The sequence below is a fragment of the Acidithiobacillus sulfurivorans genome (assembly GCF_018853815.1).
Classification (GTDB): domain Bacteria; phylum Pseudomonadota; class Gammaproteobacteria; order Acidithiobacillales; family Acidithiobacillaceae; genus Acidithiobacillus; species Acidithiobacillus sulfurivorans.
In genome coordinates, this window is sequence record NZ_JAAOMP010000088.1 from 22670 (window position 1) to 46770 (window position 24101).

26 protein-coding genes are annotated in these 24101 nt (G+C 54.1%); 13 read left to right on the top strand and 13 right to left on the bottom strand.

Annotated features, from left to right (window positions below):
• The first annotated feature begins 41 nt into the window (after positions 1–41).
• The 4 genes from HAP95_RS07920 to HAP95_RS07935 are packed head-to-tail and all read left to right on the top strand — an operon-like array spanning position 42 to position 2753.
• A complete protein-coding gene (locus HAP95_RS07920; RefSeq protein WP_215883729.1) occupies positions 42–968 on the top strand; it encodes a selenium metabolism-associated LysR family transcriptional regulator in 927 nt (308 codons plus the stop codon).
• Between the two features lie 26 nt (positions 969–994).
• A complete protein-coding gene (locus HAP95_RS07925; protein WP_215883730.1) occupies positions 995–1747 on the top strand; it encodes a type 1 glutamine amidotransferase in 753 nt (250 codons plus the stop codon).
• Positions 1744–2106 carry a hypothetical protein gene (locus HAP95_RS07930; RefSeq protein WP_215883731.1) on the top strand — a complete coding sequence of 121 codons (363 nt, stop codon included), beginning with the start codon at positions 1744–1746 and terminating at the stop codon, positions 2104–2106. The genes HAP95_RS07925 and HAP95_RS07930 overlap by 4 nt, the downstream gene beginning before the upstream one ends.
• A complete protein-coding gene (locus tag HAP95_RS07935) occupies positions 2106–2753 on the top strand; it encodes a VTT domain-containing protein (protein WP_215883732.1) in 648 nt (215 codons plus the stop codon). Before HAP95_RS07930 ends, HAP95_RS07935 begins: the two co-directional genes overlap by 1 nt.
• Positions 2754–2780: 27 nt before the next feature.
• On the opposite strand, the gene HAP95_RS07940 is transcribed toward HAP95_RS07935, so the two are convergent.
• The 7 genes from HAP95_RS07940 to HAP95_RS07970 form a co-directional block, all read right to left on the bottom strand.
• Positions 2781–3533, bottom strand: a complete 753-nt coding sequence (locus HAP95_RS07940) for a gamma-glutamyl-gamma-aminobutyrate hydrolase family protein (RefSeq protein ID WP_215883733.1) — start codon at positions 3531–3533, stop codon at positions 2781–2783.
• Positions 3526–4398, bottom strand: coding sequence for an N-carbamoylputrescine amidase (aguB, locus tag HAP95_RS07945; RefSeq protein WP_215883734.1), 873 nt, complete (start codon positions 4396–4398; stop codon positions 3526–3528). The genes HAP95_RS07940 and aguB overlap by 8 nt, the downstream gene beginning before the upstream one ends.
• 114 nt (positions 4399–4512) lie before the next feature.
• Positions 4513–4824, bottom strand: coding sequence for a FeoC-like transcriptional regulator (locus HAP95_RS07950; RefSeq protein ID WP_215883735.1), 312 nt, complete (start codon positions 4822–4824; stop codon positions 4513–4515).
• Positions 4821–7169 (bottom strand): Fe(2+) transporter permease subunit FeoB, encoded by a 2349-nt coding sequence (gene feoB, locus HAP95_RS07955; RefSeq protein ID WP_215883736.1) that lies wholly within the window; start codon positions 7167–7169, stop codon positions 4821–4823. Before feoB ends, HAP95_RS07950 begins: the two co-directional genes overlap by 4 nt.
• Positions 7166–7429: a FeoA family protein gene (locus tag HAP95_RS07960; RefSeq protein WP_215883737.1), complete on the bottom strand. Its 264-nt coding sequence runs from the start codon at positions 7427–7429 to the stop codon at positions 7166–7168. The genes feoB and HAP95_RS07960 overlap by 4 nt, the downstream gene beginning before the upstream one ends.
• 27 nt (positions 7430–7456) lie before the next feature.
• Positions 7457–8707, bottom strand: coding sequence for a carbohydrate porin (locus tag HAP95_RS07965; protein ID WP_215883738.1), 1251 nt, complete (start codon positions 8705–8707; stop codon positions 7457–7459).
• A 303-nt stretch (positions 8708–9010) separates the two neighbouring features.
• The gene (locus HAP95_RS07970) at positions 9011–9643 is read right to left on the bottom strand and encodes a thioredoxin fold domain-containing protein (RefSeq protein ID WP_215883739.1); all 633 of its coding nucleotides are present in this window, start codon (positions 9641–9643) and stop codon (positions 9011–9013) included.
• 439 nt (positions 9644–10082) lie between these two features.
• On the opposite strand from HAP95_RS07970, the gene HAP95_RS07975 reads away from it, so the two are divergent.
• Positions 10083–11183, top strand: coding sequence for a C40 family peptidase (locus HAP95_RS07975; RefSeq protein ID WP_215883740.1), 1101 nt, complete (start codon positions 10083–10085; stop codon positions 11181–11183).
• 293 nt (positions 11184–11476) lie between these two features.
• Here the strand turns inward: HAP95_RS07975 and HAP95_RS07980 are convergent, their stop codons facing one another.
• The 3 genes from HAP95_RS07980 to HAP95_RS07990 all read right to left on the bottom strand — a co-directional run bounded on the left by HAP95_RS07980 (position 11477) and on the right by HAP95_RS07990 (position 14091).
• Positions 11477–13009 (bottom strand): DHA2 family efflux MFS transporter permease subunit, encoded by a 1533-nt coding sequence (locus HAP95_RS07980; protein ID WP_215883741.1) that lies wholly within the window; start codon positions 13007–13009, stop codon positions 11477–11479.
• A 152-nt stretch (positions 13010–13161) separates the two neighbouring features.
• The gene (locus HAP95_RS07985; protein WP_215883742.1) at positions 13162–13314 is read right to left on the bottom strand and encodes a hypothetical protein; all 153 of its coding nucleotides are present in this window, start codon (positions 13312–13314) and stop codon (positions 13162–13164) included.
• A gap of 87 nt (positions 13315–13401) precedes the next feature.
• Entirely contained in the window at positions 13402–14091 is a 690-nt protein-coding gene (locus HAP95_RS07990; protein ID WP_226832647.1) for a pseudouridine synthase, read from the bottom strand.
• Positions 14092–14186: 95 nt separating this feature from the next.
• Here HAP95_RS07990 and HAP95_RS07995 point away from each other — a divergent pair, with 95 nt between their 5' ends.
• Positions 14187–14498: an encapsulin-associated ferritin-like protein gene (locus HAP95_RS07995; protein ID WP_215883744.1), complete on the top strand. Its 312-nt coding sequence runs from the start codon at positions 14187–14189 to the stop codon at positions 14496–14498.
• 10 nt (positions 14499–14508) lie between these two features.
• Here HAP95_RS07995 and hemW read toward each other — a convergent pair whose 3' ends face one another.
• On the bottom strand, positions 14509–15666 hold the full coding sequence (gene hemW, locus HAP95_RS08000) for a radical SAM family heme chaperone HemW (RefSeq protein ID WP_215883745.1): 1158 nt from the start codon (positions 15664–15666) through the stop codon (positions 14509–14511).
• 25 nt (positions 15667–15691) lie between these two features.
• Between hemW and HAP95_RS08005 the strand changes: the two genes are divergently transcribed.
• The gene (locus HAP95_RS08005) at positions 15692–16249 is read left to right on the top strand and encodes an LON peptidase substrate-binding domain-containing protein (RefSeq protein ID WP_215883746.1); all 558 of its coding nucleotides are present in this window, start codon (positions 15692–15694) and stop codon (positions 16247–16249) included.
• Here the strand turns inward: HAP95_RS08005 and HAP95_RS08010 are convergent.
• A complete protein-coding gene (locus tag HAP95_RS08010; protein ID WP_024894218.1) occupies positions 16246–16740 on the bottom strand; it encodes a Crp/Fnr family transcriptional regulator in 495 nt (164 codons plus the stop codon). The two genes, HAP95_RS08005 and HAP95_RS08010, sit on opposite strands and share 4 nt — an antisense overlap.
• A gap of 48 nt (positions 16741–16788) precedes the next feature.
• On the opposite strand from HAP95_RS08010, the gene rph reads away from it, so the two are divergent.
• Together rph and rdgB are read left to right on the top strand one after the other, a co-directional pair.
• The gene (gene rph, locus HAP95_RS08015; protein ID WP_438263654.1) at positions 16789–17577 is read left to right on the top strand and encodes a ribonuclease PH; all 789 of its coding nucleotides are present in this window, start codon (positions 16789–16791) and stop codon (positions 17575–17577) included.
• On the top strand, positions 17574–18197 hold the full coding sequence (rdgB, locus tag HAP95_RS08020; RefSeq protein WP_215883747.1) for an RdgB/HAM1 family non-canonical purine NTP pyrophosphatase: 624 nt from the start codon (positions 17574–17576) through the stop codon (positions 18195–18197). The genes rph and rdgB overlap by 4 nt, the downstream gene beginning before the upstream one ends.
• Here rdgB and HAP95_RS08025 read toward each other — a convergent pair.
• On the bottom strand, positions 18164–19021 hold the full coding sequence (locus HAP95_RS08025; RefSeq protein WP_215883748.1) for a sigma-70 family RNA polymerase sigma factor: 858 nt from the start codon (positions 19019–19021) through the stop codon (positions 18164–18166). The two genes, rdgB and HAP95_RS08025, sit on opposite strands and share 34 nt — an antisense overlap.
• 250 nt (positions 19022–19271) lie before the next feature.
• Here HAP95_RS08025 and rpsU point away from each other — a divergent pair, with 250 nt between their 5' ends.
• Genes rpsU through dnaG form a run of 4 tightly spaced genes read left to right on the top strand, consistent with a single transcriptional unit; the run spans position 19272 to position 24031 of the window.
• The gene (gene rpsU, locus HAP95_RS08030) at positions 19272–19487 is read left to right on the top strand and encodes a 30S ribosomal protein S21 (protein WP_010636820.1); all 216 of its coding nucleotides are present in this window, start codon (positions 19272–19274) and stop codon (positions 19485–19487) included.
• 3 nt (positions 19488–19490) lie between these two features.
• On the top strand, positions 19491–19940 hold the full coding sequence (locus HAP95_RS08035) for a GatB/YqeY domain-containing protein (protein ID WP_215883749.1): 450 nt from the start codon (positions 19491–19493) through the stop codon (positions 19938–19940).
• On the top strand, positions 19937–22267 hold the full coding sequence (locus tag HAP95_RS08040) for an endonuclease MutS2 (RefSeq protein WP_215883750.1): 2331 nt from the start codon (positions 19937–19939) through the stop codon (positions 22265–22267). The genes HAP95_RS08035 and HAP95_RS08040 overlap by 4 nt, the downstream gene beginning before the upstream one ends.
• A 3-nt stretch (positions 22268–22270) precedes the next feature.
• Positions 22271–24031, top strand: coding sequence for a DNA primase (gene dnaG / locus HAP95_RS08045; protein WP_215883751.1), 1761 nt, complete (start codon positions 22271–22273; stop codon positions 24029–24031).
• Positions 24032–24101: the final 70 nt, after the last annotated feature.

Genomic DNA, 24101 nt, shown 5'->3' on the forward strand with positions numbered 1-24101 from the left:
CCCCTAAACTCATTAAAAGTCGCGGGTGACTAAGGATTTCCATGGCAGATCGACGGTTACAGGTTTTTCACACGGTGGCAAGGATGCTCAGCTTTACCAAAGCGGCAGATACTTTGCACATGACGCAGCCTGCGGTGACTTTTCAGGTGAAACAGCTTGAAGAGCAATTCAATACGCGGTTGTTTGATCGTACCCATAATCGCATCAGCCTCACTGAAGCGGGCATGGTGGTGTACGAATACTCAGAACGCATCATTTCCCTGTACACGGAAATGTCCAATCGGGTTGGAGAAATGACGGGAGACTTGCGTGGTCAATTGCTGATCGGAGCCAGTACTACCATTGCCGAGTATATGCTTCCCCGTCTGCTCGGTGATTTCAAAATGAAATACCCAGACGTGCAGGTACGCCTGCATGTAGGAAATACCGACAAAATTGTCCACATGATTGAAGATAACAGCATTGATTTGGGACTGGTGGAAGGCGTAGTGACCAATAAAAGTCTGGCGACGCTCAAGTGTTGCATGGATTCCATGATTGTCATCGCCCAGCCTGATCACGCCCTGGGCCTTCATGAAAGCGTGTCTGCTCAAGAGCTGCTGGATTATCCCTTTGTGTCCCGTGAAGAAGGTTCCGGTACCCGGGAAGTCACCATGGAGTATCTGCATCAGGCCGGCATAGATACGGATGATTTGCATATCACCATGGAATTGGGTAGCCCTGAGGCGGTCAAGGGCGCGGTGGAAGGGGGGCTCGGCGTGGCCATTGTCTCCGAGGCCACGGTGCTGAAAGAACTGGCCCTGGGTACCTTGCTGGCTCGTCCCCTGAGTCCGGCTCTGGCGAGGCCGTACTTTTTTGTGTACCAGAAACAAAAATTCCGCAGTCTGGTTATGGATGAATTTCTGGAGTTTGCCAAGGAACGTTGCAGCAAGGACATGTTGGCCATGCCGGTGCGTCGCGAGGTCTAATCAACGAGAAGTTTTGAGGAGTATGAATGAAGCATTTTGCAGTCGTGCAGCACAGTTATTCCGAATTTCTGGGAATCGTGGAAAGCCAACTGGAAAAGCGCGACATCGGTTTCAGTTATTTTCGGGTTTTTTTGAGTGGTGAATTACCGGGGAATGCCCTGACTTTTGATGCCCTGTTTTTGTTGGGTGGGCCGATGTCTCCGCTGGAAACAGAAAAATACGAATGGCTGGGACAGGAAATCAAAACTATTGCCATGTTCCGTAAAAACCGCAGACCGGTAGTGGGTTTCGGGCTGGGGGCACTGCTGCTGGCTAAATATGAGGGCGCAGAATTACAACTCGAACCTTATCACAACGCCTATTTTACGACGGCGCATGCCACGGAAGCGGGTAAGAACGATCCTCTGGCTCAGGCCGTGGACGGTGCCAAGGTGATGGTCTGGGCGCCGGGAACCGCCATTTTGCCGGAAGGCATCCAGCCTCTGGTGGTGGATGATGAAGGCCGTTGGATTGCCTTTCGCCCTGAAGAGGGTGCGGTGGGCCTGCTGTTTCGACCGGAAATGAAACCGGGTCTGATTGAAGACATTCTCATGGAAGAAGATCGCGAAATCCCTGAAAATGTCGGTGAGTTACTGGAACAATGTCGTCAGCTTTGGCCGGAAATGCAGAAAACCACTGACCGCGTCATTGTCGCCCTGGTTCGCGAGCTGGCGCTGATGACTGAAAAGCGCAAACCCCCGGTATTTTCCCTGAAGGTAGATACGGGTAGTGACGTATGAACAGTCGTGAGCGTCAGTTCCTGAAAGTGATGCGCAAACTGGATGCTGCGGGGCAGGAACAGGTAGTGGCTTTTGCCGAGTTTCTGCGCAGTCGCCAGAAACCTGAAGCGCCGCAGGAAAAAGTGATTGAAAAGCCCAACCTATTGCCCGCCCGGGAAGGTGAAAGCGTGGTAGGGGCCATCAAGCGGCTGCGTGAGAGTTACAGCATGCTGGATGCCAAGGAGATGCTCAATGATACGTCCAGCCTGATGTCCAGGCATGTCATGGGCGGGATAGAGGCGGAAACGGTGATCATCGAGCTGGAAGTCATGTTTGAGCGTCACTACCAACGCTATTGCGGAGTTCCGGAAGACGACTGATGCCGGATTTTCATGTCTTGCTGCAGATGCTTCTGCACTTTGACCATTACCTGCTTTTGTTTTTGCAGGAGTACGGGGCTTGGGTGTATGCCCTGCTTTTCCTGATTTTGTTTGCAGAAACCGGGCTGGTCATCATGCCCATTCTTCCCGGGGATTCCATGCTTTTTGTGTGTGGCACCCTGGCTGGAATTGGTGCCATGAGCGCACCCTGGCTACTGTTTTTGCTGGTGACAGCGGCGGTACTGGGAGATGCGGTCAATTACTGGGTGGGCAAGCGCTGGGGTGTGCATCTGTTTGGCGGCAAGCTGCTGAACATCCGCCACCTGGAAACCACTCAGCGTTTTTATGCCCGGCATGGCGGGAAAACGGTAGTCATCGCCAGGCTGCTGCCTATCATCCGCACTTTTGCGCCTTTTGTCGCCGGTATTGCGGCCATGCCTTATCGGCGTTTTGTGGTCTTTAATCTGACTGGAGCATTTCTCTGGGTGGGTGGACTGCTGGGAGCTGGTTATTTTCTGGGGAGCTTCCCCTGGGTGAAAACCCATCTGAACCTGGTTTTGATCGCCATTATTGTGATTTCCCTGTTGCCAGCAGGTTTTGCCTGGTTACAGCAGCGTCTGCAGCCCGCCGGTAATCCGGCACCCTGAATCCGTGTAGGCTTCGGCTTAGTGGGCTCAGGCCTTGTTTTCCTGTCGTTCGATGGTCCGCACAATGCGGCGTTCGGCACGTTTCACCAGCCAGTTGAAAAGCGCCTGCTGATGGGGATCACCAGCAGCAGTATGTTCGGGGTGCCACTGTACGGCGAAAATATCCGGGTTGTCGGGCATGTCCACCGCCTCAATCACGCCATCTTCGGCGATGGCGTTGATACGCAGGGACGGGGCCATGTTGGCAATGGCCTGATGATGCCAGGAAGATATTTCGAGGGTTTCCCGACGAACAATACTGCCCAAAAGGGTGTCCGGCAGGACAATGACTTCATGCATGATGGGATCCCCGTCATTGTTGCGATGACAAATGCGGGTACCAATGTTTTTGGGTAAATCCTGCAGGAGGTCACCCCCCAACGCGACATTGATGATTTGCAGGCCGCGACAAATACCCAATACCGGAATGCGGCGGGCGATGGCTTCCCGGGCCAGGGCAATTTCTGCTGCATCGCGATCTGGATGCACCATGTACACACTTTCATCACAGGTGGCGCGATAAAACTCCGGAGAAATATCGCCACCACCCGTCAGCACCAGGGCGTCGCAGCGCGACAAAATAATCCGGGCTTCCGGGCATTGGGGAGGAAACAAAACCGGCAGACCACCCGCCTGGCATACGGCTGCGGCGTACTGGGGAGCAAGGGAAAAAGGTTCGCCGTTCCGCTCATAAGCGCTGAGGGCGATGACCGGGGGTTCCGGAGGTAAAATCTCATCCATCGGAATGGCTTCCATCCAGGCTGAGGATGGGCGCGTACCATTCCGGGCGGCGATCCCGGAATAATCCCCACTCGGCCCGTTGTGCCGCCAGTTTGGATAAATCCAGGTCAGCATAGAGGATGCATTCTTCCTGGTCAGCCTGGGCGAGCAGAGCTCCAGTTGGATCACTGATAAAAGAGCCGCCATAAAAGGTGATGCTGCTTTCCGCACCGATTTCGTGGCCGACCCGATTTGCCGCTACTACCGGGACCAGATTGGCAGCTGCATGTCCCTGCATCACCCGGGTCCAGTGCCCACGGCTGTTGATTTCCGGGGCACGGGGTTCGGAACCGATGGCGGTGGGATAAAACAGGATTTCCGCCCCTTGCAGCGCCATCACCCGAGCGGCTTCGGGAAACCATTGATCCCAGCAGATGGCTACGCCAATTCGGCCATAATGGGTGGCGAAAACTTTGAAGCCGGTGTCGCCGGGACTGAAGTAAAATTTTTCCTGATAGCCGGGACCATCGGGGATATGGGCTTTGCGATACAGCCCCAGATCTTTTCCGTCGGCATCAAACACCACCAGGCTATTAAAAAAGGCATTGTTGGCACGCTCAAAAAAACTCACGGGCAGGACCAGATGCCGGTCTTTCGCCAGCTTTTGCAGGGCGAGTAATGCAGGATGGGAGGCGCGCGGCTGGGCCCGTGCCAAAAAATCCGGGTTCTGATCCTTGCAAAAGTAGGGTGTGCTGAATAACTCCTGGAGGAGGATAATGTTCGCCCCGGCATCTGCTGCACAATGCACCTGCTGCAGTGCCTTGTCGATGTTTTCCGCTTCGTTGTCCCCGACTGCCATCTGAATGGCAGCTACTTTTACCTGCATGATGCACCCCTGTCCGCAAACTGCTGGCCAATTCCCCAAATTGGAGTATAGAGGAGCCACCGGGAGGGGCAAGAGGGCCTGATGATCGGAGCAGTTTACGGGGTTTAGCTGAGCTCAGGGGTGCTGTGGCGGGTGAAAAGTCATGACGCTACCCGCAGGGACTTCGGACTGATCCCGCCAACGCCAGGCCTGCAGGGCCTCATTTTGCGGTGGGCTGGCGCAACTGCTGCAACTTCCAGACTTGCACGAACTCCCACAGTTTTTGGCTGAAGAGAGAGAAACGGTCTCGACCCGCCCCCGGCTTTGCCAGTAACGCAGCATATCTTCTACTGTAGTTTTGGGCAGGTTCAGAATTGCGGCAATCTGGCTGCTGGTAAGCAGGGCATGGTCACGCAGGCTGTCGCGCACGGCAAAAAGTGTCGTCATGCCGCAGCCTGATTTTTAACGCTGGCTGCGGAATTCGTGTCCTGGCGTCGCCCATAAATGCGCAGGGCAATGATCAGCAGTCCGAAGCTCGTCATAATCCCGGCTATCCAGGCCAGGGATGCAGCAGGGTGGGCGGCGAAAGTTCCTGCCTGAAAAATAAGCGTACTGGTACCCCAGGCGAGACCTGTGCCGTAAAGCAGGGAAAACCCCATCCATCCCCAACCGACTTCCCGGCGCAGGGCTCCCATGGTGCTGGCGCAGGGTACATAGAGCAATACAAATACCAGGTAAGCAAAAGCTGAGAGCGGCGTAAAGCCCGCAGCAATGGCCTGTAGGGTAGCGCTTTCTGCACCGGAGGCCTGCTCCGTTGCGGTGGTGGAAGTCATGGCACTCAAGCCCAGAGGGTCGTCCAGCGTGCGCATGAAAGTCAGGGCATTGGCCGGAATGGTCAGTAGCGCATCCCGCAGTTGGCCGATAATGTCGGGGTGTCGGTAATCCGCCATCAAATCTGCCGCATTTTGGCGCTGATAAATACCATTGAGGGTGCCGATGACGATTTCCTTGGCTGCTGCCCCAGCAATGAGGCCGGATACGGCAGGCCAGTTGTCACTCCGGACGCCCATGGGTGCGAATATCGGAACCAATGCCTGACTGCCCTGGGCCAGCAGAGAGTGATCAATGTCCGTGCTGCGCAAGCCCTGACTGGTCCAGCCAATGCCGGGCAAGATGAAGAGAACCAGACCGATGACGGCGATGACCTTGCCGACCCTGAATATAAAGACTTTCAGGCGTTGCCAGCTTTGCAGAACGACGCTGCGGAAACTGGGCAGGCGGTAGGGCGGCAGTTCCATGACAAAAGGCATGGCTTCACCGCGCAGGGCCGTTTTCCCCAGCAACCAGGCCGTGAGCAGCGCGACCAGTATGCCCAGAACATATAAGGCAAATACGACCTGACCACCATTGCTGCGGAAAAATACGACCGCAAAAGCCATGTAGATGGTGAGACGCGCCGAGCAGGACATGAAGGGTTGCATTAACACGGTCAAAATGCGTCCACGCGGATCTTCAATAATACGCGCACCCATAATGGCCGGAACATTGCAGCCAAAACCAATGACCATGGGTACCAGCGCATTGCCGGGTAAGCCCATGCGCCGCATCAGGCGATCCATGGCATAGGCGGCACGCGCCATATAGCCGGAGTCATCCAGAAATGCCAGAAACAGAAAAGTAAGACCAATGGGCGGAATGAAGGAAATCACCAGATTGAGGCCGCCGCCAACCCCGCCGGCAATCACCGAAATCAGCCAGTCCGGTAAACCCGCCAGCAACAGGAGATGACCTGTTCCATGGATGAGCAGGGCCGCAGAAGCCTGATCAAAAAAATCCAGGAAAATGTTGCCGCCACTGAAACTCACGACAAACACCAGATAAAGAACCAGCAAAAATATCGGTACCCCCAGCCATTCATTGAGAACAATGCGATCCAGGTGGTGATTGATTTGGTCGCGCAGACCGGCTTTCCCGTGCGCTTGTAGGGCTATATCCGCCATGTCGTGAGCCCAGGAAAAACGCCGATCCATGACCAGGTCAGCGGGATCCTCATCACTGATCAACTCAATATGCCGGCGCAAGTCTTTCAGCATTTTCGCGTTCGGATCTGAAGATGGTTGCGCAGAGCCATCCAGAAGACGCAGAGCGTCCATCCTTGTCCTGGCAGAATTTTGTCCGCTTAGCGTTGTCCCCAGTGTTTGCAGTGCTTCTTCTACGGGGGCCGGATAAAGGATTGGATGACCCTGCGGTTTTTTTTGCAAGGCCTCAATCATCCTCTGGAGCAAATAGTCTCGTCCTTTGTTTTTTCGCGCCACCATGGGCACTACGGGAATCCCCAAAGCATTTTCCAGTTCAGTACAACGTAACTTCCAGCCTCTGGCTTCTGCCTCGTCCGTCATGTTCATGATGAGCAGCATGGGGTGGCCGGTTTCCAGCAATTCGGCTGTCAAGGCAAGATGACGTTCCAGATTGGAGGCATCAACAATGTTGACAATCAGGTCTACCGGGGTATCCAGCAGATAATCCCGAGCGACTCGTTGGTCCTCTCCGCCACCACCCATCAGGCTGTAAACGCCGGGAAGATCGATAACCGAAACTTTCTTTTTGGCAAGCTGCAGGCTGCCGCTGCGTTTTTCTACCGTGACTCCCGGCCAGTTACCGACCTGCTGGTGGGCGCCGGTGAGCAGGTTGAACACCGTGGTCTTGCCGCAGTTGGGATTGCCCGCAAGAACAATGGTTTGTTCGGACAGGACTGGGGCCGCTTTTCCTTGATTTTCATGACAGGTGCTCATGCTGATAGCTCCGTAACCCATATTTTCTGGACCATGCTGCTGCCGATGGCAAAGCGCGCCCCGTTGATTTGAATGACTACGCCACGTTTATTGGGGCCGTGGACAATTTGTAGTGCTACTCCCGGGCGAATACCCAGCATCTGCAGACGTTGCTGCATCGCCCGATCACCAGCAATACGGATAATGCGCGCGGAGGCAGCGCTGGGTAACTGATCCAGACTGCGTGAAGGGTTTTCAGAAGCGAGATTGGGCGTGTTCATGGATGAATAGATTTCCTGATTCAACATTCAAAAAAATTCGAGGTGCAGACGCAAAATACCGACCAGAGCATCCGGGTAATAACCGGAAGGATGCTGGATGTATTGCAAATCCGGCTGAATATTGATGTGCTCTGTCACTTTTGCCAGATAAGTCAGTTCATAGGTAGTTTCAGCGCGATGAATGCTGGATGGTTCCACATCAAGCCCCGCAGCGACTGCTTCAGGGCGTAGCCACGCTCTCGCCATACCAATGGAAATACTGTCGTCCGGGCGGCCTGCAAAGGGATGCCCGAGTCGCAAGCCCACGCCCAGGTACCAGGGGACTGGATTGAAGTTTTGCGGCGCTGCCCCGGCCTGCAGGAATGCGCCGAGCTGGCGTTCACCCGGCAGCGTCCAGTTTCCTTCGACGATGCCATAGGCACCGGCGGTACTGGGAGATAGGCCATAAAGTTCGGGATTGGCCTGCTGATAGCGCCAGGCACCGATTTTTAATTCATATTGGCCATATTCATCAGTATTGTCCTCCATGTCTTCGTCGGCTTTGTGACCCCAGTGCACTGCGCCTTCCCACAGGGCCATGTAGCCTCGTTCAAAAGCAGAGGTCTGGTGCTGTGGATCACCCTGAAAAATCGCTAATTTGTTACTCACATTTTGCGTGTGTGTACTGACCAGCAGGCCGAGCCCTGAATAGGGATAGGTGGCAGTACCAGGGACATTGACCGTGATGGTAGGCGACATGCCAAAAGAGCTGTTGATCAATTGCAGGGCGTTGGCGGCAACATCAAAATAATAGTTGACGTCCATATAACCGACCCGGGTGTTGAGCCAGTCATTCCAGCGTTGCCGATAGGCGGCATCGTAAAAACGGACAGCATTGGGCGCCCAGATATTGCTGGCAGTCTGAATATCGCCACTATAGTTTTGCTGAATGCCACTACTGTAGATGCCCATCAGGGAGAGGGTGAATTGGCCACCTTTCCAGAGACCGGCTTTGTCGGTGTCATATTCTGCCCCGATTTGCCCGACAATATTGCCTTCACTGGCCTGCTGGATTCCTCCCGAAAAATTGGAAAAAATCTCGCTGTCCAGATGCCCCGCCCAGGATAGCCCGTTGCCGATATGGGTATAAGCAGGTAAGTACTTGGCAGAGAGTCCGGGGGTGTTGGGTATGGAGGATTCCGGGTTGCCGTCAGCAGCATCAGCGCAACTGATTGCTGGACAGCCCAGAAAAGACGCCGCACAAAGTGCAGTCGCCACGGAAAAAGACAGGCGAGACATTGCAGATACGCTCCATTATTAGAATATTAACGATAATTATTCTTAATATTATAGAGACTGTTGGCAATGTCAATATTTTCGGATTATTTTATTGCGGGAATCTGGAGCCGATGCTGGGCCGGGAAGCTTTGCAGCGACTTTGGCCCGCGCCGTTGTTGTTCTTGGTGAAATCCTGCGCCCGTCAGGAGATCTGTCTGAGCCCAAAGGGCGAGTTCTCTCCTGACAGCAGGATGAGCCTTAGAACAACAGGCAAGGGACGTTGGAGCAAAAAGCTTCCCGGCCCAGCATCGGCTCCAGATTCGGCTAGTGAAGTCCCTTTAAAGTCTGGGCGAGATTTTTAGCATCCAGAACCTGCCAGACAATTTGTGCCTGATTGTGGCTATCCATGTAAAGCATGGTAGGGACGGTTTTTTGGCCGGTGGCTTCGAGTATGCTCAGATTGTTTTTCAGGGCTTTTTCAGTTGCCGTACTGGGCAAAATTTCCTGGATGGCACCATCATGACCTTTTTCCGTAAACCCTTTTTCATTTTCCCATAGGGCCTTCAGTGGATTTTTCGCTTCCAGAATCGCGGCTGCCTTGCCGGTACTGGAAGGTTCCAGAAAGCCCACGGGAACATAGCGTATGCTGAGTTGATCCGGTTTGATCAGGGATTGCAGTTCCTGGATGAGAAGGTGGCAATAGGGGCAGTTCGGATCAAATATCAGATAAATGATGTGTGGTCCCGAACCTTGGACGAACCAGCGGGCATGATTGAGTCGTTGCCAGATCTGTGCAGAGCTGGCTGTTGTGCGCTTTGGGGCAAAACTGGCTGCCATCTGGCCCAGCGTCGAGGCTTGGCTAGCTGGGCTGAAGCTACTTGTCATGAGGGCCATGGAAAACGCTAAGCCCATAGAATAAAGCCAACTTTTTTTGCTCATCAAAACAGAAGAGAACATGCATGCGCTCCTTGGTTTTTGCTATCTCCTTGTATTAAAGCAATACTCAGGCCAGTTTTAAGTATTTTTCGGAAACCAGGCAAAAAAATTGCTTTTCAGACCTTGCCTGTCCCGGCAATTCCACCTATATTCCCAAGTACGGACTATGGAGCATCGATTTTACTAATGGCTAATATTCGAATTGATTCGGGAGAAGACTGTCTGGTTATTTGGGGCTTGACGCCCCAAGGTGCCGGTAGTTTTGATTCGGTGTCGGCCCGCGTGCTCCATATTCCGGGTAATACTAATCGAGCCGAACCAATGTTCGGCTTTTTTGTTGGGTTCAGGGGGTAGCCTCGAAGTTTCTCTTTCAACTTTATGAGAAATGGCAATGTCTCTGCATAATCAGCCCTTGGGCAGATTACGCAGCGGCGATTCCCAGGTGATTCTGGAGATAAGAATGAAGAAGAAGCATCGCTGGCAGATTGCTTTGGCGGTATGTTTGTGTACAGGAGGTGTTGCTGTGGCTCAGGCCGCGCCACATCACGTTAAGACGGCGGCTCATCGAGTGGATGCGCATCGATATCATCGGGAGACCTCTCCCAGGCATCCCTATTCGAGACATTATCATGCCGTCAAATCGGTCCGAAAAGTTTCTCATCGGCATGAGGTTTTGCCAGCTAAACCAGCGGATTATACGGCTTTGACGCCAACTGCCCTGCAATTGATGCATCTTTCCCCAGTGGAATTTGCGGGAGTAGGTGCAGCACCTCAGCCAGTAACAAATTACCAATATCCTGTTCATTCGTTTCCGGATGTCCCTGCCAGTTCTGTCACCAGCCCCGACTTTGTTGATCAATCCCTGGTGCTGGTGAAAACCGGTATTGCAGCCAGCACGATGACTACAGATTCTCCGGCCAAGCCAGCGGCAGCCCCGGTGGATGCAGTGGTCGCCACTTCCGCGCCGGAACAGTCGCATTTGCGCATTGCCCTGGAAATGTTCGCCAGTCAGGCCTACCACTGGGCCCGTCATCCGCTGCAAACTTTAGAGTCCAGCGGGGATGCCGCCAGCGGGCCTCAAGCTGCTGCTGAATTGGCAGACGATATGGCCCAACAACAGGCAGATCAAAATAATACCGGAAGCAATGTTCCTTCGTCCTCGGGTGATTCCTGGCTTTCGCCCCGGGCCATGGTGGTTTCGGCCTTGAAGTTTATTGGTGCCCCCTATCGCTGGGGCGGGATGAGTCCGGCTTCAGGTTTTGATTGCAGTGGCTTCGTGAAATACATACTGGCCAAATTTGACATCCAGGTGCCGCGCACTTCTTATGCCCAGGCTGCGGAGTTGCACAAGGTGTCCCGGGAAAATCTCAAACCCGGCGATCTGGTGTTTTTTGATACCATGCATCGGGCCTATTCTCACGTAGGTATATACATCGGTCACCAGCGTTTTGTCAGCGCCCAGACACCCCGCACTGGTGTCCAGGTTGGCAGCCTGAATGATCCTTATTGGGCAGCGCATTATGACGGTGCACGCAGTTTGCCGGTAGCCAACTCTTATTAAGGTTGCTGTACTGATCAGAGCGTTGGCCATAAAAAACCCGCAGCTTGAAGCTGCGGGTTTTTTAGTGCTTTTTGATACTTAGCTTTACGGTTAATCGTAAAGGAGGCCGTGGGCCGGGAAGCTTTTTGCTCCCACGTCCCTTGCCTGTTGTTCTAAGGTTCATCCTGCTGTCAGGAGAGAACCCGCCCTTTGGGCTCAGACAGCTCTCCTGACGGGCGCAGGATTTCACCAAGAACAACAACGGCTCGGGCCAAAGTCGCTGCAAAGCTTCCCGGCCCACCGCCGTTTCAGGATTATTCCTGTACCGGTGGCGGAGTGTTTTCTCCCTTTTCCGGAGCTGGCTTCTTGAGAAATAAAATCAACGGAATCATCACCAGAAAACCGTAAAATACCAGCACAAATGCGTCGAGGGTGCCGCGCATGTTGGCCTGATTATACACAACAACATTACCCAGAACCTGCCAGGTAGTAGGATTCTGGGTCATTCCAGCCGCTGCCAGATATTGGTGAAACGCCGGATTGAAGGGGTTGATAAACTTGCTCATCTGGTTCCAACCCACTTGAGTTTCCTGGCTCATGACGGTAGACACGATGGCGATGCCGACACTGCCACCGAGGGTTCTCATCAAATTGAAAATTCCCGATCCCTCTGCTTGCTGTGATTTCTTGAGGGTTGTAAAAGCCAGGGTAAACAGGGGAATGGTCACCAGACCGAAACCAATGCCGCGAATAAAGCTGGGCCAGATCACCCACTCCATATTGATATTGAGGTTGTAAAGTGTGGTGAGGTAGGTTCCAAAGGCACCGATTACAATACCGACCAACACAATATCGCGGGGATTGATGCCCTTGCCGAGCAGGCGTCCAGCCAGCATCATCGCCAGCATTGCGCCGATTCCTTGAGGCGCCATAGCCAGTCCGGCCGTAAAGGCCTCATAGTGCATCAAAGTCTCCAGCATGATGGGTAAAATGACCATGGTGCCAAATAGAGCGAGGCCAAATATGCCGATTCCCATGCTGCCAATAGCCAGATTGCGGTCTTTGAGGAGGCGCAAATCGACAACCGGATGTTTGACGCTCAGGGAACGCCACACAAAAAAGAGCAGCCCAAGGATGGTAATCAAGGTCAGGATGATGATGGTTTGTGAACTGAACCAGTCATCCTGATCGCCGAGGCTGAGAATGCCTTGCAGAGACCCCAAGCCCAGGGCCATCAGCGCAAATCCGGTCCAGTCTACGGGCCTGGGGTTTGCACTTTTGCCGCCGTCCGGCACACTTTGCATCAGCAAAAAGGCGAGAATCCCAAAGGGAATATTGACGTAAAATACCCAGCGCCAACTGAGAGTATCCGTCAGATAACCACCCAGAGTCGGTCCCAGAATCGGCCCCAGCATGATACCCATACCGAGAATCGCCATGGCCTGACCGCGTTTATTGGCCGGATAGGCTCCGAGCATGATGGTTTGTCCGACGGGTGCCAGGGACGCCCCGAAAATGCCCTGAAGAAAGCGCCAGAGGACAATCTCGGTAAGGCTGTGTGATTGTCCGCATAGTGCCGAAGAAATCACGAATCCCACCACACTCCAAAGCATGATGTTGCGTTGTCCGTAACGTTCCACCAGAAGGCCGGTGAGGGGGAGCACTATGACGTTGGCCACCATATAAGCGGTGAGCACCCAGGTGATCTGATCACTATTAGCCTGTAGGGAGCCGCGCATATAGGTCAGGGCAACATTGACAATGGTGAGATCCAGAACCTGCATCACTACTGCCAGCATGACCGCCACGGTGATGATCAGACGGGATGTAGACTGCTCTTGCGCCACCAGTTGGGCTCCTTGATGGGGAATAATAATCTGTCAGATACCGACCGTTCGGTCAGTATAGAGAGGAATATGCTTGCTCGCAAGAGGGATTGGCAGCGGGTAAGGCGAAAAAAAACCGGCCATAAAGGGCCGGTTGTGGAGGATATAAATGATCAGGCAGCACGGGGAACCGCCAGATCCCGCAGGTCCTGATTATTCATGAATGCCTGGTGCAGTTCTTCATCAGAAACGTCGGCAAAGCAGTAACCGGCTTCTTCCAGTTGGTAAACCAGGGCAATCATTTCAAATTCCTGTTCCATTTCCATGATCGTTCTCCATCAGTAAATAAGGAACATCTAACATACATGGAAATTATGGGTGTGTCAATATAATAAATATCTAATATACTCTGCTCAGAGTTCCAGAAGTCTTTCTTCATCCGGGCTCAGCCAGCGCCACTGCCCACTGGTCAGGCTGCCCAAAAGCAGATCTCCTACGGCTACTCGAATCAGGCGTAGCACTTCCGCATCGGCGTCTTGCAGCAGGCGACGAATCTGCCGGTTGCGCCCTTCCTGCAGGACCATTTCCAGCCATTGGGTTTTTCCCCCGCAGCGCAGCTCACGAATTTGCATGGGCAGGCATGGTTTGCCGTCCAGACTGGAATGCCGGGCAATGTGCTGAAGTACTTCGGCAGGAAGGGGAGGGCGGATTTGCACGTGGTAGGTTTTGCTGACGTGCTGATCAGGATTCAGCAGGCCCTGGGCCCATTCCGGATCGTTACTGAACAGCAATAACCCGGAGCTGGCCTGATCCAGACGTCCTATGGGTGCCAGCCAATGGTCGGAGGGCAGTAAATCATAAACTGTGGGCCGTCCTCTTTCATCGGCGCGGGTACTGACAACGCCTCGGGGTTTATGCAGCATCAGCACCTTACGAGCTTGTTCTTGCAGGCGTTGTCCCGCCACTGAAATCTGGTCCTGTAGCGAAAAACGGGCTTCCGGCTCGTAAATAATCTGCCCGTTGACGGTCACCTTGCCGGCACGAATCCAATCGGCGGCTATGCTCCGCGAACACAGCCCTGCTTTGGACAGGAGTCTTGCCAATTCATGGCGTATTTCTCCCGGTCTGGTGTCACTTGGGTTTAGTGAACGCTTTGGGCTATGCTTGAACAGATATTTCATCGTTAAAGGATCTCAAGATGGCACATGAAACAATGCACGAGCCTTTGGAGTCTCTGTCCAGTGATACGCTGGATATTCATCGGGCGATATCCTCGCTGATGGAAGAATTTGAGGCGGTAGACTGGTACCAGCAGCGCGCGGATGCCTGCAGTGATCTCCAGCTCAAAAAAGTGCTGGAACACAATCGGGATGAAGAAATTGAGCACGCGGCCATGGTTCTGGAGTGGTTGCGCCGTAAAATGCCGCGTCTGGATAAAGAGTTGCGTGAATATTTGTTCAAGGACGGTTCCATTACCGGTCATGAAGCTGAGGCGATGGGTCGGGAATAGTATTGCCCATTCAGGGAATGAAGCGGGCACACAATTCATTGTAAAAATTCATTCCCTGGGCGGTGGGCCGGATTATTTCGGTATCGGCATACAGTAAACCCTCGCGGCGGGCACGGCGAATCTGTGGTTCAATCAGCAGACTGTCCAGGCCGGTGCATTCGGTAAACAGACGGCTTGAAAAACCTTCGGTCAGCCGCAGGGCATTCAGCATGAATTCAAAGGGGCGTTCTGCTGGTGGAACCGGGGTGTAATCTCCAAGAGTTTCCATATCGCTGAGCGCGTCGATCATGTAACTCTCGGGTCGGCTGGGTTTACGGCTTCGCCAGATGCCTTCCGCCTGGGTGATTTTGCCATGGGCTCCGGCGCCAATTCCCAGATAGTCCCCATATAGCCAGTAATTGCGGTTGTGCTGGCATTGTTGTCCGGGACGGGCGTGCGCGGAGATTTCGTAGCGACCCAAACCGTGATTTTCCAGTTCACTGCGTAAAATATTTTCCATATCCGCCGCAGTATCATCGTCAGGGAGCTGAGCCGGAGGATGGTTGGCAAAGGGCGTGCCGACTTCCAGAGTAAGCTGGTAAAGCGATAAATGGGGAGGCTGATATTGTAAGGCCGCGTCCAGGTCTGCCAAAGCTTCAGCAGTACTCTGGCCGGGCAGGGCAAACATGAGATCCAGATTAAAGCTGGCAAATTGCGCAGCAATGGCTTTTTCCACGGCCCGATGGGCTGCATCTGCATCATGAATGCGTCCCAGGCGTTGCAGGTGCACATTATTGAAAGACTGGATACCCAGAGACAGACGGGTAACCCCGGCCGCACGAAAATCGGCAAATGCTGCGGCTTCAATGGCGCCAGGATTAGCCTCCAGGGTCACCTCCATGGCAGACAGGGGTTGCAGTCGGGCCCGGATGTCGGAAAGCAGCTGGTTGATGATTTCCGGTGGAAACAGGCTGGGAGTGCCTCCGCCGATAAAAATACTGTGCAGACGTCGCCCCCAGATGCGTGGTAGTTCCCGATCCAGATCAGCAATCAGGGCGCGGGCATAACGCTCTGCAGGAATATGGTCTGCCGCATGTGAATTGAAGTCACAATAAGGACACTTGGCTTTACACCAAGGCAAATGTACATATAGTGAGAACGTGGAGGATGGTTTCAGGCTGGGATTCATGAATACTCGTGAGAGGAACAGCAAAGTGACGGATACGCATACAATACCCCTATTTTTACTCCGAACAGTACTTTTTCCCAAGGCCTTAATCGGATTGAGAGTGTTTGAACCCCGTTATCTGGACATGATCAGCAGCTCCCTGCGCAATGATCATGGCTTTGGAATTTGTTTGACACACTCGCGGGGAGATGGTCATGCGGAGCCGGAACGGGTAGGAACACTGGCGCGAATTGTGGATTGGGGTGGTGAGCCAGGGGTTCTGGAAATTCAGGTGGAGGGGCAGCAACGCTTCAGTATTCAGAACTGGCATTATGCGGGGGCTCTGGCCATGGCCACGGTGCACTACTGGGCGGAGGAGCCGGTAGTGCCCATGCGCCGGGAAGACGATACCCTGCGTGCCATTTTGAAGGAGTTGCTGGGTGAAGAAGCGGCCAGGGACCTCGATGCCAGTACTGCAGGTATGGTACTCGCTCAGGCCTTACCCGCTTCTCCAGAAGAAAAGCAGGACCTGCTTCTGCTGCAGGACCCCCTCGAACGATTGCAGCGCATTCATCACCTGCTGCAGCGGCGTAGCGGAGCTTAGTGCTTACCCTTGCCGTAAATGTAAGTAGAAAAATCCGTATAATTCTGGGAAAGATTGCGAAACAGGTGGTCCAGGCTGATGATGGCCTGTTCCAGAATGTTGACCGTGATATAAGGTTTCTCTACTTTCAGGCGCTGATAACGGGCGCGAGTCAGGACCAGAACCTGGGTGTCTTCGCTTTTGGCAAGAATGCGCGCGCTACGTGGTTGCCGGTCAAAAAATGACATTTCTCCAGCCATTTCTCCTTCCTTGACCCGCACGACCTCCATTTCATCGCCGTCGGCGGTATGGTGAATGATGGCCATTTCTCCTTTGACGCAGAAAAATAGGGCTTCACCCAGCGTGCCCCATTCAGCAATGACCTGGTCGGCGCGAAACTGGGCATGGGTTACGTACTCTGCCAGAGTCTGGATTTCAGCAATGGTGAGTGACTGGGCCAGATGGTGCTGCTTCAGAAATTGGGTGATTTCGACATGCGCGGTGGCAGACATGAGGCGCTCCTCGTTTTTTGGGGGGGTATGACTGCATTATAGGGGGTTATGGTGAAAGAAGGACAGGTCTACAATGCGCCCATCCTCCATCATGATGAGTATCCGCAAATGAATCGACCCAGTGGAAGAATGGCAGACGCCCTGCGCCCGATAGAAATTACCCGCAATTTCACCAAACACGCCGAAGGCTCCGTACTGATGGCCTGCGGGGATACCAAGGTGTTGTGTACCGCCAGTATTGAAGAAAAGGTCCCACCTTTTTTGCGTGGGGCGGGGAAGGGATGGGTGACGGCAGAGTACAGTATGTTGCCCAGAGCAACTCAGGATCGGATGCAGCGTGAATCGGCCAAGGGAAAAATCTCGGGTCGGACTCATGAAATTCAGCGGCTGATTGGGCGTAGCTTACGCGCAGCCGTCGACTTGCAGGCCTTGGGCGAGCGCACTATCTGGGTGGATTGTGATGTTTTGCAGGCGGATGGCGGCACGCGTACGGCCAGCATCACGGGTGCCTGTCTGGCGGTAGCAGATGCTCTGCAGGCCCTGCGCCAAAACGGAAAAGTTCAGGGTAATCCGTTGCGCGACTGGGTAGCTGCCATCTCCGTCGGGATGTATCAGGGACAGGCCGTACTGGATTTGGACTATGCCGAAGATAGTCACGCCGAAGTGGACATGAATGTGGTCATGACGGGTGCCGGCGCTTTTGTAGAAGTGCAGGGTACTGCTGAAGGCGCTGTTTTCAGTGATCAGGAAATGGCCGCCATGCTGGCGCTGGCGCGGCAGGGCATTCGCGATCTGATTGCCCGTCAACGTGAGGAAATTCCTGAGGCTTTGCCTTGAAGCCCATCCTGCTGGCCAGTAGTAATGCCGGCAAAATCCGGGAATTGCGTACACTGCTGGGTGAGTACGGCTACACAGTCCATGGGCAGGACGAGCAAGGTATTAAAGGTGCAGAGGAAAGTGGCAGCACTTTTGTGGAAAATGCCTTGCTGAAGGCCCGTCATGCTGCGGCCATCTCAGGGATGGCGTCTCTTGCGGAAGACTCAGGTCTTTGTGTGCCAGCCCTGCAGGGTGCACCGGGCTTGTTTTCGGCACGTTATGCCGGTGTCGGCGCGACTGACGCCGAGAATAATCAGCGCTTACTTGAGCGGATGCGTGCTTTAATCGGGCCATCGCGTGCAGCCTATTATATTGCCTGTATGGTCTTTATGGAGTCAGCCGACGATCCTGCCCCCATTGTGGCTCAGGGATTCTGGATGGGAACTATTGGTAAAACGCTTCAGGGAGAAGGTGGTTTTGGTTACGATCCATTATTTTGGCCGCTGGGTGGTGCGCGTAGTGCGGCTGAATGGACACTGGCAGAAAAAAATCAGGTGAGTCATCGCGCCCAAGCTCTGCGGCGACTGTTGGCCATGTTGCAGGAACGTCAGACACCCCAGCCACTGTCAGAAAGTGATTGACGCAGTCGGGTCAGAGCTCTGACCTGCAACTGGCGGACTGCCTCGCGGCTGACGCCCATACGTTCGGCCACGGCTTCCAGCGTCATGGGCGCATCTCCATGGATGCCGTAGCGGAAGATCATCACTTCCCGTTGCTTTTCATTCAGTTCCGCCAGATGCTCCCGGAGTGCCTTGCAGATGGAGTCACGGTCGTAGTCCATGTCGGGGCTGGCTGTATCGCCAGGCACCTGTTCAATGCGACTGGGGCCATCGGTAAATTCTTCATCCAGCGAGCAGACGCGAATGTCGGCAAAATCCAGAGCACGCATGGTACTTTCACGCACCCCCAGGGCCTCCCGGCGTTGCTCGCGCCGGACGTCTTCTGTCGATTCGGTTTCATCTTCACCGCGCTGCAGGTAGGCGTGCAGCGATTTTGCCAGATAGTCCGGCAGCCGGATGAAGCGGGAGCGGATGAGCGCACGTTGCATGGCTTCCCGAATCCACCAGGTTGCATAGCTGGAAAAACGGGTACCAAGACCTTCACGGAAGCGATCTGCGGCACGCAGTAAACCCATGTAACCTTCCTGAAGCAAATCTTCCTGGCTGAGCCCCTTGTTCCGGTAAGCCCGGGCAACGGCTCTGACCAGCGGCATGTGCGCAGAAATCAGGGTGGCTCTGGCGCAGTCATCTCCCTGACGCAGGCGGCGGATGAGTTGCAGTTCCTGATCCTGAGTGAGAAAAGGGCTACTCTGATCGCTCTCAATAAAATCAGCCAAAGGGGGCGGATCAATAGCCGGCGAGACATCGGGCAATGCTTCGTTCAATTCTCTCACTTCCGTTCGCATGCTTATCCCCTGACCACTAAGAGCACAATCGCTGTAACATTGTAATCTAATATTCTATATCTAAAAGAGTTTTTATGATTTCATATATTAGCATTCTTTTTGATCATCCTGTCAAGTAGATGCAACTATAGTTTTGTGTTTTTTACAACGACTGCTGAGAGTGGTTTCTTTTTGACTCGCGCCGTTGATCTGCCTATACTCTGCCCCTTTCTCGCTAAGCTTTTATTTTTGATGAGGTCAGAAACCTTCTATGCCAACTGTTCGTGTTAAAGAAAATGAACCTTTCGAAGTGGCGCTGCGGCGCTTCAAACGCTCCTGTGAAAAGGCCGGAGTCCTGACGGAAGTACGTCGTCGCGAGTTTTATGAAAAGCCCACAGAAGAGCGCAAACGCAAGGCAGCTGCTGCCCGCAAGCGGGCTTTGAAGCGGATGCGCCGTCAGTCCATGCGTTTGGTTCGGATGTACTAAGGTATGTCTTTACGCGAACGTCTTCAGGAGGACATGAAGGCGGCGATGCGCGCTCGTGAGTCTGATCGTCTTACCACTATTCGCATGCTCCAGGCAGCGATCAAGCAACGTGAGGTGGACGATCGCCGCGAGTTGGATGATACCGAGGTTCTGAGTATCGTCGAAAAACTGATCAAGCAAAGAAAAGATTCTGCCAGTCAGTTCAGAGCGGGAAATCGCCCGGATCTTGCCGATAAGGAAGAAGCAGAAATTGTCATCCTTTCAGCTTATCTCCCCGAGCCCCTGAGTATGGAAGCCATTGATGCCCTGATTGCAGAAGCGGTTTCAAACACCGCTGCCAGCGGTCCCAAAGATATGGGTAAGGTGTTGAATAGCCTGAAACCGCAATTGCTGGGTCGGGCTGATATGGCGCTGGTTGCGGAAAAAGTAAAGGCGCGTCTGAATAACGGATGAAAGACGCTGTGGCAGGGGCAGCTCCCTGGCAGGACAGCTTTTCCAGAGCGCTCGATCTGGAAGATATTCGTGCCGCCTGGCTGGCCAAATGTGCCCATGTATATGGGCAGCATTATGTAGAAAACCTCAATCCATGGGTAAGCCTTGCTGAAATTCAGCAGCGCCAGAATATGGCGCTTTCGCTGGCGGAACGATCTGCCGCTGGCTTTTCGCTGCCCATTCAAATTCTCCCGGATGTTCGTTCCCTGCTGGACCTGCTTGAGCGCCCTGGCGCTATCCTGAGCGGACGCGAGTTGCAGCAGATAACCCAGGTTTTGCATGGCCAGAAGCACTATGCCTCGGCCTTACGGGAAGCTGATGACACTCTGACGGAATGGGCAACAGATCTGGAGCCTTCGCTGCCGCTGCTGCGGCACCTGCAGCAGGCCCTGGATGATGAGGGGGAACTTCTGGATGCTGCCAGTGCTGAATTAAGCGCCATTCGTCGCCAGTTACGCCAGGGGCGCGGTGAAATACAACGCTTTTTGCAGGGATTTTTACGTAATCCCGATTGGCAGGATTACTGGCAGGATCAGCTGATTGTCCAGCGTAATGACCGCTATGTATTGCCCCTGAAAACCAGTCACAAAGGCCGCATCAAGGCTATTGTGCATGATCGTTCGGCGAGTGGTGAAACCCTTTTTGTAGAACCCTTAACGGCGGTGGACCTGAATAACCAGTTGGTACAGGACCGCCAGGCCGAGCGTCTGGAGCAGGAAAAGGTGCTACGGGCTTTAAGTGCGGCCGTAAGCCAGCAAGTGCCGTCCATGCGTCGCGCCTTAAAGTACATCGGACGGCTGGACGGAGTTCGCGCCGCCCTGGAACTGGGCAAGGATTATCAGGGTACGCTGGTTCAGGTGGATAATCGTCCGGCTTTTGATCTGCAGAATTTACGTCATCCCCTGCTGTGTATGCAGCATCCGGGTCAGGTGGTTGGTAATTCTCTGGCTTTGGGCGAAAGTAATCATCAACTGGTGATTACCGGACCCAATACGGGCGGTAAAACGGCACTGCTCAAGGCTTTGGGATTAAACCATCTGATGGCCTATTTAGGCATGCCGGTAGCGGCTGAGGGTCGTCCGGGATATTTTCGGCAAGGCTTTGCTGTTATCGGTGACGCTCAGGATATTCAGGCTGACCTGTCTACTTTTTCGGCACAGGTGAGTCGCTTGCGCAGGGTGCTGGAGCAGGCTGATCACCACAGCCTGGTACTGTTGGATGAACTGGGAAATGGTACGGATCCCCGCGAAGGGGGTGCCCTGGCCCAGGCCGTGGCCGAGGCGCTTCTGTCGGCACAAGCCTGTACGGTACTCACCAGTCATCAGGAAATCATGAAACGTTATGCGCTCAGCCGCGCTACCGTAGCTTTGGCAGGTATGGGCTTTGACACAGAACGTCTTGCCCCGACCTATCGTTTGCAGTGGGGAGTAGGTGGTGCCAGTCAGGGTTTAACTATTGCGCGACGTGTCGGGATGCCTGAAACGCTGGTGCTGCGGGCCGAAGCCTTGTACGCGGATGATCGTGAGGACTGGGAACGCTGGGAAGCACAACGGGAAGGCCTGTTGCGCGCGGCACAACAGGCAATGGATGAAGCGGCGCAGGCACGGATGGAAGCTGACAAGTCGGCGAAACGTTTGCAGCGTGAATTGGATGCGGCACGTCAGGATCGGGAAAGAGCAGCTGAACAGGCTCGAAATGAGTGGACACAGTTGCTGCAAAATGCCCGCAGTGAAGTGCGGAAAACCATCGCCGCGCTCAAATCTGGACGGGATACCCAGGCGGCCAGTGCGGCACTGGAACAGTTGGGTACGCCTTTTCAGATGGCCGAAGCCGTGTCAGTGGATTTGCCCGCAGTCGGCAGCAAAGGCTTGTTTCTGCCCCTGCGCCAGGTCACCCAGATTGTCCGTGTGGACGCTGCCCGGCAACGTCTGCAAATTCAGTTGCGCGGCAAACAGGTGTGGATTCCCCTGGAGCAGTTCCGCGCGGATTCCGCACTGGAAATACCCAAGGAAAAGGGGAGTACTCAGTATGCTTCACCGGAAAACCATCCGTGGCGTCTCGATCTGCGTGGTCAGCTGCGCGAAGATGCCTGGCAGGCTTTGTGTCGCCATGTAGATGGAGCCATGGCTTCCGGTCGCCAGCAAATTGAGGTGCTGCATGGTAAAGGCAACGGCGTCCTGGCTGAAATGGTCAGGGAATTTGCCAATCAGGATCCGCGCATAATCCAGTGGCGTATGGCGCGTCCTGAACAGGGGGGTGGCGGTGTCAGTGAGTTGGAGCTACGCTGAAACATGGTCAAATTTTCTCCCGCCTTTATAGATGCTCTCCTCGAACGGACCGATTTGATCCGTCTGGTGGAAGGTCGTGTTCCCCTGAAAAAGAAAGGCAAGGATTTTTGGGCCTGCTGTCCTTTTCATCAGGAAAAAAGTCCCTCATTTTCAGTGAGTCCGGAAAAACAGATTTATTATTGTTTTGGATGTCATGCCCATGGTAACGCCATTGGGTTTCTGATGGCCCATGATCGTCTTTCCTTTCCTGAGGCGGTAGCCTTGCTGGCGGAAGATGCCGGGGTGGCCTTACCTGAAGAAGCTGCTGGGCAGTCTGTTCAGGAAGATCTCCGCCCTTTTCGGCAGATTCTGGATAAGGCGGTCAGCCTGTACCGTGATGCACTCGCAAAAAATCCGGCGGCCCAGCAGTACTGGCAGAGCCGAGGTCTCCATCCGGAAATCATTACGCGCTTTGAATTGGGTTATGCCCCTCCTGCCGCGAATTTTCTCAGTCAGCAACTGGGTAAGGATGAAAATACCCGGCGCGCACTGATTGGCGCAGGGTTGGTGAGTAGCCGCGAGGATCATTCGGTCTATGATCGTTTTCGGGAAAGGGTCATTTTCCCGATTCGTGATGGTCGCGGCCATCTGGTCGGACTGGGAGGGCGCAGTCTCGATGGCCGGGAGCCCAAATATCTGAACTCTCCCGAAGGTCCGCTGTACCACAAGGGTCAGGTGCTCTACGGTCTTCATCAGGCGCGGGACGGTTTGCGCCGAGTGAATCGTGCCGTGCTGGTGGAAGGCTATCTGGATGTCATCACCCTGCATCAGGCCGGACTGGATTATGCCGTTGCCGCCAGTGGTACGGCACTCGGTGAAAGCCAGCTACAGATGTTGTTTCGTGCGGCCGCAGAGATTTTGCTGTGCTTTGATGGGGATGCTGCCGGACGCAAGGCGGCTTGGCGAGCGGTGCAAATGGCGCCTGAGCTGTTGCGCGAGGGGCGTCTGCTGCGGGTACTGTTTTTGCCGGACGGCCAGGACCCGGATTCGCTGGTGCGCGAGCAGGGAGCAGCAGCACTGGAGGCTTTATTCCCGACGGCCCGCCCCGCTATCGATTTTTTTCTCGATGAACTGCAGCGCCGCTATAATATTGCCGCAGAAGATGAAAAAGCCCAGTTTCTGCGGGAAGCCCGGGAATTTTTACAGCGGATAAATGACACCACATTGCGGGAAGTTTATCTTCATAAACTCCAGGAGTTATGTGGTCTGGCCTTTGCCATACCTTCCAAAACGCGTCGTCGGGATGCTCGAGTTACAGCGTCAGTGCAACCGTCGCGGGGCAAAGAAGGGCCCTCCCTCTTTAAGAAGGCGATGCGCCTGCTTCTGAATCATCCCGATGACCCCGCCTGGCAGCAAATGGAAAAAAATCTGCTGCCTTTTGCATCTGACCCCATTGCAAAAAAACTGGATGCTACCCTTGATATTTTGGCAAACATGACCCATTTAAGTTCTCACGAACTTTTGGCGAGATTGGCTGGTACTGACTTGGCAGAGTTTTGTTATGCCTTGGTCATGTCTGATGCTGAAGGTGGCGAGGATGGCGCATTGTTGCGCAATGAAATACCTGAATGTGTGTACAGGATAAATCGGCGCCTGAGCGCCGCCAGGTTGGATTATATGGGCCATACGGCGGATCGTTCGGGATTGGGCGCGCTGACAGAGCAGGAGCGGACCGAAATCGTGTTGTCAACGCGACGTGGTCGCCACAAGCGTCCCGAATCCTGAAGTGTCCAGACAAAAGGGATGGATGAATGCTGTCAATGAATTTAGCTTTTCATCCAGGTGGTTTTTCTTA

Coding starts and splice junctions, on each gene's coding strand:
- HAP95_RS07920 (WP_215883729.1), top strand. CDS start 42: ATGGCAGATCGACGGTTACAGGTTTTTCACACGGTGGCAAGGATGCTC.
- HAP95_RS07925 (WP_215883730.1), top strand. CDS start 995: ATGAAGCATTTTGCAGTCGTGCAGCACAGTTATTCCGAATTTCTGGGA.
- HAP95_RS07930 (WP_215883731.1), top strand. CDS start 1,744: ATGAACAGTCGTGAGCGTCAGTTCCTGAAAGTGATGCGCAAACTGGAT.
- HAP95_RS07935 (WP_215883732.1), top strand. CDS start 2,106: ATGCCGGATTTTCATGTCTTGCTGCAGATGCTTCTGCACTTTGACCAT.
- HAP95_RS07940 (WP_215883733.1), bottom strand. CDS start 3,533: ATGGATGAGATTTTACCTCCGGAACCCCCGGTCATCGCCCTCAGCGCT.
- aguB (WP_215883734.1), bottom strand. CDS start 4,398: ATGCAGGTAAAAGTAGCTGCCATTCAGATGGCAGTCGGGGACAACGAA.
- HAP95_RS07950 (WP_215883735.1), bottom strand. CDS start 4,824: ATGACGACACTTTTTGCCGTGCGCGACAGCCTGCGTGACCATGCCCTG.
- feoB (WP_215883736.1), bottom strand. CDS start 7,169: ATGAGCACCTGTCATGAAAATCAAGGAAAAGCGGCCCCAGTCCTGTCC.
- HAP95_RS07960 (WP_215883737.1), bottom strand. CDS start 7,429: ATGAACACGCCCAATCTCGCTTCTGAAAACCCTTCACGCAGTCTGGAT.
- HAP95_RS07965 (WP_215883738.1), bottom strand. CDS start 8,707: ATGTCTCGCCTGTCTTTTTCCGTGGCGACTGCACTTTGTGCGGCGTCT.
- HAP95_RS07970 (WP_215883739.1), bottom strand. CDS start 9,643: ATGTTCTCTTCTGTTTTGATGAGCAAAAAAAGTTGGCTTTATTCTATG.
- HAP95_RS07975 (WP_215883740.1), top strand. CDS start 10,083: ATGAAGAAGAAGCATCGCTGGCAGATTGCTTTGGCGGTATGTTTGTGT.
- HAP95_RS07985 (WP_215883742.1), bottom strand. CDS start 13,314: ATGGAAATGGAACAGGAATTTGAAATGATTGCCCTGGTTTACCAACTG.
- HAP95_RS07995 (WP_215883744.1), top strand. CDS start 14,187: ATGGCACATGAAACAATGCACGAGCCTTTGGAGTCTCTGTCCAGTGAT.
- hemW (WP_215883745.1), bottom strand. CDS start 15,666: ATGAATCCCAGCCTGAAACCATCCTCCACGTTCTCACTATATGTACAT.
- HAP95_RS08010 (WP_024894218.1), bottom strand. CDS start 16,740: ATGTCTGCCACCGCGCATGTCGAAATCACCCAATTTCTGAAGCAGCAC.
- rph (WP_438263654.1), top strand. CDS start 16,789: ATGGTGAAAGAAGGACAGGTCTACAATGCGCCCATCCTCCATCATGAT.
- HAP95_RS08025 (WP_215883748.1), bottom strand. CDS start 19,021: ATGCGAACGGAAGTGAGAGAATTGAACGAAGCATTGCCCGATGTCTCG.
- rpsU (WP_010636820.1), top strand. CDS start 19,272: ATGCCAACTGTTCGTGTTAAAGAAAATGAACCTTTCGAAGTGGCGCTG.
- HAP95_RS08035 (WP_215883749.1), top strand. CDS start 19,491: ATGTCTTTACGCGAACGTCTTCAGGAGGACATGAAGGCGGCGATGCGC.
- HAP95_RS08040 (WP_215883750.1), top strand. CDS start 19,937: ATGAAAGACGCTGTGGCAGGGGCAGCTCCCTGGCAGGACAGCTTTTCC.
- dnaG (WP_215883751.1), top strand. CDS start 22,271: ATGGTCAAATTTTCTCCCGCCTTTATAGATGCTCTCCTCGAACGGACC.